The organism is Flavobacterium sp. Leaf359, from assembly GCF_001423985.1.
Taxonomy (GTDB): domain Bacteria; phylum Bacteroidota; class Bacteroidia; order Flavobacteriales; family Flavobacteriaceae; genus Flavobacterium; species Flavobacterium lindanitolerans.
Genome location: NZ_LMPW01000002.1, coordinates 59,047 through 69,310, shown reverse-complemented (window position 1 = coordinate 69,310; position 10,264 = coordinate 59,047). Strand labels below are relative to the sequence as shown.

At 37.3% G+C, this 10,264-nt stretch carries 7 protein-coding genes; 4 read left to right on the top strand and 3 right to left on the bottom strand.

Features of this window, described 5'->3' with window-relative positions; all coding sequences use genetic code 11:
• Positions 1 to 827: 827 nt before the first annotated feature.
• The 3 genes from ASG38_RS02905 to ASG38_RS02895 are packed head-to-tail and all read right to left on the bottom strand — an operon-like array spanning position 828 to position 5,621.
• Entirely contained in the window at positions 828 to 2,162 is a 1,335-nt protein-coding gene (locus ASG38_RS02905; protein WP_157485990.1) for a DUF5689 domain-containing protein, read from the bottom strand.
• 19 nt (positions 2,163 to 2,181) lie between these two features.
• A complete protein-coding gene (locus ASG38_RS02900; RefSeq protein WP_162239644.1) occupies positions 2,182 to 2,781 on the bottom strand; it encodes a choice-of-anchor J domain-containing protein in 600 nt (199 codons plus the stop codon).
• Between the two features lie 17 nt (positions 2,782 to 2,798).
• Positions 2,799 to 5,621: a carboxypeptidase-like regulatory domain-containing protein gene (locus ASG38_RS02895; protein ID WP_056066932.1), complete on the bottom strand. Its 2,823-nt coding sequence runs from the start codon at positions 5,619 to 5,621 to the stop codon at positions 2,799 to 2,801.
• Positions 5,622 to 5,757: 136 nt separating this feature from the next.
• On the opposite strand from ASG38_RS02895, the gene ASG38_RS02890 reads away from it, so the two are divergent.
• From ASG38_RS02890 to ASG38_RS02875, 4 genes are all read left to right on the top strand, one after another.
• Positions 5,758 to 6,804 (top strand): endonuclease, encoded by a 1,047-nt coding sequence (locus ASG38_RS02890; protein ID WP_056066929.1) that lies wholly within the window; start codon positions 5,758 to 5,760, stop codon positions 6,802 to 6,804.
• Positions 6,805 to 6,868: 64 nt separating this feature from the next.
• Positions 6,869 to 7,408 (top strand): 3-hydroxyanthranilate 3,4-dioxygenase, encoded by a 540-nt coding sequence (locus ASG38_RS02885; RefSeq protein WP_056066927.1) that lies wholly within the window; start codon positions 6,869 to 6,871, stop codon positions 7,406 to 7,408.
• Between the two features lie 225 nt (positions 7,409 to 7,633).
• A complete protein-coding gene (locus tag ASG38_RS02880; RefSeq protein WP_056066922.1) occupies positions 7,634 to 8,560 on the top strand; it encodes a magnesium transporter CorA family protein in 927 nt (308 codons plus the stop codon).
• A 111-nt stretch (positions 8,561 to 8,671) separates the two neighbouring features.
• Complete coding sequence (locus ASG38_RS02875; RefSeq protein WP_056066919.1) at positions 8,672 to 10,225, top strand: aldehyde dehydrogenase family protein; 1,554 nt, start codon at positions 8,672 to 8,674, stop codon at positions 10,223 to 10,225.
• Positions 10,226 to 10,264: the final 39 nt, after the last annotated feature.

Here is a 10,264-nt window from a genome sequence, read left to right as displayed (position 1 = left end):
AAGTGGAAAGTGGAAAGTGGAAAGTGGAAAGTGGAAAGTGGAAAGTGGAAAGTGGAAAGTGGATAGAAAATTATTGAAGATAAACAATTTTATACTTCTTTTTTAAGGCGTAGGTTTTTAGTCTTTATTCTTTGGGATTACTTTTATAGATAAGCTAGTGTTAAAAGGTGTTTTTTGGCTTTTTAAGAGGCTTTGTCTCAAATTAGATGTTTCTTATTTGGCAATGTTTTTTTGATGTTAATAATCGCATGTTTCAAAAGATTTTGGAAAGCAAATTAGAACAACTCAAACGGGAATTAATGGTTGGGAACTTTATGTGCTTTATGTTTAAAAAGAGCAGCTTAAAAACAAATCTTTTACATTCTTTAATTAACAGGCTGCTTCTTAAATCTGTGTAATTATTTTAATCTGTGGCTAAATCTAATTTAAATAGAATTGTGAAAAACCTCTTAGTTTGGAAATTCTCCCGTACAATATTCTTTTTTTGAGTTTTTTGTGATGGTTTCTTTTTAATTGTAATGATGGGCAATAAGGCTTTTTTAAGCCGTTTTTAGAAACTATTGTCTCAATTACAATAAAAGATAAGTTCGAATTCTTTTTAAACGTAAAGAGGCCAGAAAAACGATGCTCACTAATTATAGATTCTGAAAATTTGCCGAAAGCGACTAAACTTGAAAAAACCGTGGTGTTGCTGAAGGCTATTCTTAAAGATGTTTAACTTGGTACCTGAAATGACAATCGGGCTTGACAATGAAGTCCAGGGTTTTGCTAAATAAAAAAATCCCCGTTGAAACTCAACGGGGATTTTTTATTATGTAACCTTTATCTTAGTTAACTACGATATCATCGATACCAAAGTTTGTTGTAAGTCTTGGGTTGGTAAGTCCGGAACCGGTATATTCAAAAATGAAGAATCCGTTTCCTGTAACGTTTGCAGGAATTGTGAATGTTCCGGCATTTACAAAAGTCTGGCTTGTTCCAATGTTAAAGCTAGATGTAATATCAACGATAGCTGCATTTCTGATATCTTGGCCAGGAGTGTAGTTTGTCGTATAATATACTTTTAAAGGAGCATGACCTGTTACAGGGAATGAAACTTTATATTTGAAAGTCATTGTATTGGCAGCTGTCATGTCAACCGGAACGAAGAACATCGTTTTGTTATCTTCATTCGGTGTTCCAAAAGATGACATTTCCAGATATTTAGAAGCTGTAGTTTTGATGTTCCAAACTTTAGTTCCAACAAAAGGTTTGTTGAAATAGTTCGGGAAGTTACTTTGGTTAGCAACATAGCTTTCAAAGTTTTCTGTAAAGCTTCCCAAAAAGTTAAAACTTCTGTTTCCGCTTAATTGGATGTCGCTTTCGTATCTTACGATGAATTGGAAATCGGAGTTGTATTTAGTCATTACACCTCTGATTTTTCCACTTCCTGAAGGAACTCTGTTTCCTGAAAAAGGAGCAAAGCTGCTGAAACGGATAATATTTGAAGCACCACCTGTAGATGCAGATGTGATAAAGTGGTTTGTTGCCCCACCACCTGAATCAATATCATAATATTTTCTTCCTACGGAAGCATCAGCAAAACGTACATCGTTGATTTCGATAAGTGTGTTCAGGTTAGCATTGTTATAAGCCTGAGCAAGTGTTACCGTTCTTACCATGTCATTCTCATTTACTCTTGTGCAAGAAGGGAAGATAAACTGTCTCCAAACATTTTCAGAGATTCTTCCAATTTGATTTCCTTGATATAGGGCACCAATCTGTAAAGAGTTGAAAACATTAGCATAGTACAAGCCTTTTAGCTTGATGTAAACTTTAGTCCCTGGAGTAAATCCTTCAGCAAAAGTTGAAGAAACGTTCAAAGCAATGCTGAATCCTACAGGAGCTCCTGTTTCAGGAAGCGTCTGCATAGAAATAGTCTTAAAGAAAGTTCCTTTTTCATCGCTTGAAGTTACATATCCTTCAATGATATCGTCATCTTCATACAACTTTGGAGTTCCGGTAGCCATTGCAATAATCTGCTGAACCGTTTTAGTAGCCGTCAATCCCGGATCAACACATCCAAGGTTTGGCGTATTATAATTGTCGTCATTAGCACAACCAGAAATTAATCCGGCAGCAATCATAGAGACAAATATAGATTTAAATATAATAGATTTCATTTTTTTACTTTTAATAGAATTAGTTATAAACTCTAATATTATCAATTTGATAAGTACCGTCTAATGTCGTACCGTTTCCTTTTACTCTGAATGCGATATGAGCAGTTCCGGTAAATCTTGACAAATCAATTACTCCGGACTTAATAAATTGGTAATAAGTTGCAGAAGTTGTCGGGAAAGTTGCGCTCAATGACTGCCATGTAGCTGCAGTAACATTGGTTCCGTCAAAGTCAGTAGAAATTAATACTTCAATCGTATTTGCTGCGTTGTCAACAAAAGCCTGAGCTGTCTGGAAAACTAATTTCTCGCCCTCCTGAGCATCAAGGTCAATACCTGGAGTGATTAACCATCCAATGTTTGAGGACTGGCCAGATTGGTATGATGTGAATTCTGCATAACCATTTCCGCTGTAAACCTGATTTGTCCAACGAACAGTACCGGTTTCAGCAAAGTTTAACCATCCTTCTTTTTCAAACAATGTGTTGTCTGCACCTTCTGAAAAATCTTCACCAAAAATTAGCGGAGTATATTCTGGAAGGCTAGTGTCATCATCATTTACACAGCTTGACATCATTCCCATCGTAAGAGATGCGAATAATAATGTTGTTATCTTATTCATTTTCATAATACGCAATTTTAGAAGTTGATGTAAAGGTTTACAAAATAAGTTCTTCCATATCCGTAGAAATACTTTGGACCAAAAGAAGGAGTTCCGCTTGAAACGTCTCTGTTTAACTCTTGATAGTTAGCATTTCTTGCCTGTTCAAATCCACCTGTTTTGTATGTCTGATCGAATACGTTGTTGATACTTGCAAAGAATCCTACAGTTTTACCACCGATTCTCCATGATTTTCCTCCAGTTAAATTTACTAAATAAAAATCATCAAATTTCTCTTGTTTCAACAATTTTCTTGCATTCTCACGATCAATATCAGAGAATGGGAAATCCATTCCGTAAGGATCTGCAGAGTTTTCAAAGAAATTGTGTGTTCTCAATAATGCAGATACATCTAAATAGTTGCTTGCCAGGTAGTTTGCGTTAGCACCAATCCACCAGAAGTGAGGATCTCTATATTCAAGACCCACAGAGTAAGCCTGTTGTGGCATACCTGGAAGACGGTAATTTTTCAAGTTAGCCTGTCCAAAATTTACTTGTGTATTTGGCGCGCCTACACTTGCCAGAGAACCTTCTTGTACAAGAGCTGCAAGAGCGTCGTTATTGATACTTACATTAGGATTGTTGTCATAAGTATACTGTCCGTAAGTTCCGGTAGCAGTAAATTTCAATGTTGGGATAATTTGGTATTCGATACCCAATTCAACACCCATGTTTTTCTTATTGATATTGGTTACTGTTTCAGCAACGAAAGCGTTGGCATCAGAACCATCTCCTTCAAATACTCCTTCAGCAAAGAAGAATGAAGTTTCAGTAGCATTTTTGATTGTTGAGTAGAAACCTGTCAATCTTGCTTTCAATTTAGGTGCTCTGATGATATAACTTGCGTCAACACTCATGATGTTTTCACTGTTGATATCCGGAACGATGATGTTGTTCAAACGCGCATTAGGGAAAGTATTTCTCAATGAAGGCGCTTTAGTCATGTAGATTGCATTAACATCGAACATTTGTCTTCCGGTCATTTTGTATGTCATACCTCCTTTGAATCCGAAGTTTTCAAAAACAATCTTGTCGCTTTTTCCAAAAGAGTTGTTTGCATAAAGTCCGTTTCTGTACAAACCTTCTCTTTGGTATTGAGAACGGGAAAATGATTGAGCAAGGTAGAAATCGAATGTGCTGTAGTTGAATTTAAATTGCGTGAAAGCATCAGCTACATCAGCAAGCAAATTATAGTTATAACCATAAGTATCTCCCACACCTACTTGTCTGTTTGGATTGTTCAAGTCAGACTGAGCAAAATTTCCAGTGTAGAAATTGTCGATATCATTAAAATACTGTCCTCCAAGAAGGTCAAGCATGTTTTGGAAGTTATGCGATTTTAGCTTTCTGTAAGTTGCACCAGCATTAAGAATGATGTTGTCAGAAAGTTGAGTATTTAAGATAGAGTTTGCAGTCCAGGTTTTGTCATCTGTTCTGTCTTCATACAATGCATAAACACTGTTTCCTGCAGCTGTTCTGCTGTTAGCAGCATACATTGCATTCCAGTCAATTTGTCTGTTAGTTAAGAAACGGGCTCTTGAAGCTTCTAAAATATTAGCTTCTGAATTTCCTACAAAGGTATTTCCATCATACATTGAAGTATAGTAGCTAGGAAGGTTTCTGTAGTAAGTAGGATCAGGGTTGTTTACGTTTTGGAAATCAAGACGGCTGTTTCCGATTTTACCAAATTGGTAAGAAACATTGGTGTTTAAGTTTGTCTTGTCAGTAATTTTCCAATAGTGGCTTAACATAAAGATTGGCTCTTCAACATCTTTGTCTCTTGAGTTTCTTTTCTCACCATCTTGCCATCCCCAGTATGAGTTGTATTTTTCTCCAGCAATTCTGTTAACTTCAGCCGTGTTTGGAGAGTTTTTACCTCTGCTGTTTTGAGCATAGATTGATGTAAAGTTTAAGCTGTGTTTATCATTAAATCTTTTTTCAATACTTGCAAAGAAAGAGTTTGCGCTGTAATCAGTTCCGTCAAAATAACCTTCCTGAGCCCATCTTCTTGAAGCAGAAATCACATAAGCAATTCCATCTTTATTCATTCCTGAAGCATGAGTTCCCATCATTCTCCAGCTGTAGTTTGTATTGGTTCCGGAGAAAGAAATTCTGGTACCAGGTCTGTAAAATGAAGCTCTTGTATTGATTTCCTGAGTTCCTAAGATACTTCCGAAAGTATAGTCAGAAGGAGCAGAACCCATAGTAAATTCTTGGTTTCTAGTAGCGTCGTTCAAACCTCCCCAGTTACTCCATTGTGGTCGGCCATCATATACTTTGTTCATAACGATACCGTTAATCATCGTGGTTCCGTATTCGTTGTCCAGACCTCTGATTCTAAAACGTGCCTGACCCCAGTTGAACGCTGCCGATTGCTGGAAAGCGTCTCTTGTTGCCTGTAACAATCCAGATGTACTTTCTGAACCGCTGTTGTCATCACCCAAATCATTTTCAGTAATGGTAATCAAGCTTAATTGCTGCTCAGAAGTAATGTCTTCTGCCAAAACAACAACTCCCAAATCTAAAGGTTGACCTTCAACATCGATAGACAGGATTTGACGAGAATAGCCAGTACTTGAAACTTCAAGAAGATGGCTGCCGTGTGGCGCATTTTCGAAAACAAATACACCGTCAGAATTTGTCAAAGCGGTCAATGTTGTGTTTCGAATTGTAGCTACTACATTTTGCAATGGTTTTTGAGTTTTTGAGTCAACAACTTTACCCTTAACTAAGGACCCCTGCTGAGCAAAAGCAAAAACGACTTGCATTACAAATAAAATACTAATTACAAGTTTTTTCATAAATAAATTTAATGATTAATCCCTTTTTGTTAGAAATACAATTTCTTAACGGCGGCAAAGTTACATTATTAATTAATATTATTTACTTTTGCTCCCAAGTTTATGTTAAACTTCATATTTAATTAATATTGGATTTATGAGAATTAAAAAATTTATTGCCCTTTTCATTGTATTATCTTCAATAAATGTTGCGCAAGCTCAGGATAAGAAGTTTAGAGTGCAAACCATTGCATTCTACAACTTTGAGAACTTGTTTGACACGATTAACAATGCAAATGTAAATGATGAAGAGTATACCCCAACAGGTACACAAAATTGGACAGCGGAGAAATACAAAAAGAAACTGGCAAATCTTAGCAGGGTTTTGAATGAAATTGGAACCAGCGACCAACAGAAGGAATCTCCTGTGATTATTGGTGGTGCAGAAATTGAAAACAGAGGTGTTCTTGAAGATTTGGTAAAACAACCGCTTTTGATTAACAAGGATTATGGTATTGTTCATTATGACTCTCCGGACAAAAGAGGAATTGACGTGGCATTGCTATACCAAAAAAAGCATTTCAAACCAACGAGTTCTATCAATATTCCGCTAATCATTTATGACCAGACAGATAAGACAAAGAGAATTTATACCCGTGACCAGTTGTTGGTTACCGGATTGCTGGATGGAGAAGAAATGCACTTTATCGTAAACCACTGGCCATCACGTTCAGGAGGTGAACAAAAATCAAGTCCAAACCGTGAGGCTGCCGGAAGATTAAATAGAAAAATTATTGACTCGTTGTATAATATCAATCCAAACGCAAAAATCATTACTATGGGTGACTTAAATGATGGTCCTTATAATAAGAGTGTTAAGGTTGAATTAGGAGCCAAAGCCAAAAAAGAAGAAACCAAAGAAAGAGGCATGTACAACCCTATGGAAGAAATGTCTAATAAAGGAATCGGAACTTTGGCCTATAGAGACGCCTGGGATTTATTTGACCAGATGATTCTTTCCGAGCCATTAATCAGAAAAGATTATTCTTCCTATCGTTTCTGGAAAGCCGGTGTTTACAACAAGCCTTTCCTTACACAAACAACAGGACAATATAAAGGTTATCCGCTAAGAAACTCCAACGGTCAGGTAGGATTCAGTGACCACTTTCCCGTGTATCTGTACCTGATAAAAGAGGTAAAATAATTTTAAAGGCTAGTTTTTTACTGGCCTTTTTTATTTTTAGTAATTTAGTAGAAATATTAAAGCTATGGCAATTTCAAAACCGTTCAATCTCAATCAATGGATTGAAGAGAACAGGCATCTGCTAAAACCGCCTGTTGGGAATAAAAACATTTATGTTGATTCTGAAGACTATATCGTAATGATAGTAGCCGGGCCAAATGCCCGAAAAGACTACCATTATAATGAAACCGAAGAATTGTTCTATCAGCTTGAAGGCTCTATAAAAGTAATCATTCAGGAAGACGGCAAACGCAAGGAAATGGAACTCCATGCCGGAGATATGTATCTTCATCCGGCCAAAACACCACACTCTCCGGTTCGTTCAGCAGGTTCTATAGGTCTGGTTATTGAAAGAAAAAGAGCAGGAAAAGGCTATACGGACGGACTGCTTTGGTTCTGTGAAAACTGTAACCACAAACTTTACGATGTCTACTTTGAGCTCAACGATATTGAAAAAGATTTCCTGCCGCATTTTCAGCATTTTTATAATTCCAAAACATTACGTACCTGTACAAAATGCGGAACCATTATGGAAGCCGATAAAAAATACACATTAAAGAGATAATATTGTGGTGCTCTTCAAAAACTGAAAACCTTGCTCAACAAGCAAGGTTTTTTTATTGTGCTAAAAAAAACATAATGGAGATAACAGTTTCATATTTAATGTCATACCTTCGCGCCGCATTTAAAATTATCCTTAAAAAATGGACGATTATTATCAGAAGAACATTTTATTAATGTAAGGACAGCGCGTCATATCGCAAGCTGTTCTTAGAAATAGCATTGCATTATGATTACATTCTACAAAAATGACAGCGGGCTTATTCCTGCCCAAAACCCAAACGAAAGCTGCTGGATTAATGCGGTTTCTCCAACTAGAGAAGAAATCAGATACCTTCTTGAAGATTTAAAAATCCCTGAAGCCTTTTATAATGACATTGAAGATATTGACGAACGTCCGCGTCTGGAAACCGAAAACGGCTGGAATCTCATTATCCTGAGAATCCCTTTTAAGAGCAATGACGAAAAGCTACCCTTTAATACGGCTCCTTTGGGACTGATTTTTAACGACGATGTTTTTGTTTCCTTATGTTTTCAACCCAACGACATGCTGGAAGATTTTGTGCTGTATACGCAGCGTAAAAAAATAGCAATCGCTTCGCATTATGATTTAGTACTCAAATTATTGCTATCATCCAGTGTCTGGTATCAGAAATATCTGAAACACATTAACCAGCGTATCAAATTGGCTGAAAGCAATCTGGAAAAATCAATAAAAAATGAAGAACTCCAGGCCTTGCTGCAAATTGAAAAGTGTCTGGTATTTTTTATAACATCTTTAAAAGGGAATGATATCCTTTTCCATAGAATCAAAAATTTAAAAAATCAGAAAACAACACTTAACCCCGATTTGGTTGAAGACGTAGAAATTGAATTGCGGCAGGCAGAAGAGACGACAAATGTCTACAGCAACATTTTAACCGGAATGATGGACGCTTATGCTTCTGTAATTTCGAATAACCTGAACGTTATCATGAAACGGCTGACTTCCATTTCAATCATTTTGATGATTCCTACATTGGTAGCGAGCCTGTACGGAATGAACGTGCCTAATAACCTTCAGGCAAGTCCGCTGGGATTTTGGATTATCCTGCTCATGTCACTATTCATTTCCATTCTGGGCGTATTTATATTTAAGAAGCGAAATCTGTTTTAATTCTTTAAGAAAAGGAAAGACAATTGCTAAAAAAACATTTTGATTCGCAAAATCCACCTATAAATCATAACTTCGCAAAAAATAATACAATTTACAATCAAAAAGTTATAAATGGCAACAATAGCAAATCAATTTGGAATGACTGAAGCCTTGCAACAATTGGGCTTGGCGGCAATTAACGAAGGAACTTCAACAGGAAACAGCTGGTTTTCAAATGGTGAAATCATTGAAAGCTACTCTCCGGTTGACGGTCAGCTAATCGGAAAAGTAAAAACTACTACAAAAGAGGATTATGAAAAAGTAATGAAAAGCGCTACCGAAGCTTTCAAAACTTTCCGATTAATGCCGGCGCCACAGCGTGGAGAAATCGTTCGTCAGTTTGGTCAGAAATTGCGCGAGAAAAAAGAAGCTCTTGGTAAATTGGTTTCCTATGAAATGGGTAAATCATTCCAGGAAGGTCTTGGAGAAGTTCAGGAAATGATTGATATCTGCGATTTTGCCGTTGGACTGTCCCGTCAGTTGCACGGATTAACAATGCATTCAGAGCGTCCTGGACACAGAATGTATGAGCAGTACCATTCATTAGGAGTTGTTGGAATCATTTCTGCTTTCAACTTCCCAGTAGCCGTTTGGTCATGGAATACCGCTTTGGCCTGGATTGCAGGTGATGTTTGTGTTTGGAAGCCATCTGAAAAAACACCGTTATGTGGTATCGCTTGTCAAAATATCATCGCAGAAGTCCTAAAAGAAAACAACCTTCCGGAAGGTATTTCCTGCCTGATTAACGGCGACTACAAAGTAGGTGAGTGGATGACTGCAGATGTTCGCGTTCCTTTGGTTTCTGCAACAGGTTCTACAAGAATGGGAAAAATAGTAGCTCAGGCTGTAGCCGGACGTTTAGGGAAATCATTATTGGAGTTGGGAGGAAACAATGCTATCATCGTAACTCCGGATGCAGATATTAAAATGACAGTTATCGGAGCTGTTTTTGGCGCTGTAGGAACTGCAGGACAAAGATGTACTTCAACACGTCGTTTAATTATTCACGAAAGCATTTATGATAAAGTAAGAGATGCAATCGTTGCGGCTTACGGACAATTGAAAATAGGAAACCCACTAGACCAAAACAATCACGTTGGGCCGCTTATCGATACACATGCAGTTGAAATGTACAACAAAGCTTTGGAAAAAGTAGTAGCTGAAGGCGGTAAAATTATTGTTGAAGGTGGCGTTCTTTCTGGCGAAGGTTATGAAAGTGGATGTTATGTGAAACCGGCAATTGCTGAAGCAGACAATTCTTTTGAAATCGTACAGCACGAAACATTTGCACCAGTTCTATACCTGTTGAAATATTCTGGAGAAGTTGAAAATGCAATCGATCTTCAAAATGGTGTGGCACAAGGATTGTCTTCTGCAATCATGACCAACAATTTGCGTGAAGCGGAAAGATTCCTTTCTGTTGCAGGTTCTGACTGTGGAATTGCAAACGTAAACATCGGAACTTCTGGCGCTGAAATCGGTGGTGCTTTTGGTGGTGAAAAAGAAACCGGAGGCGGACGTGAATCAGGTTCTGACGCCTGGAAAGTATATATGAGAAGACAAACGAATACAATCAACTATACTACCAAGTTGCCTTTGGCACAAGGAATCAAGTTTGATTTGTAAGATTTAGCTATTCTTAATAATAAAGTCCTGCTGAAAAGC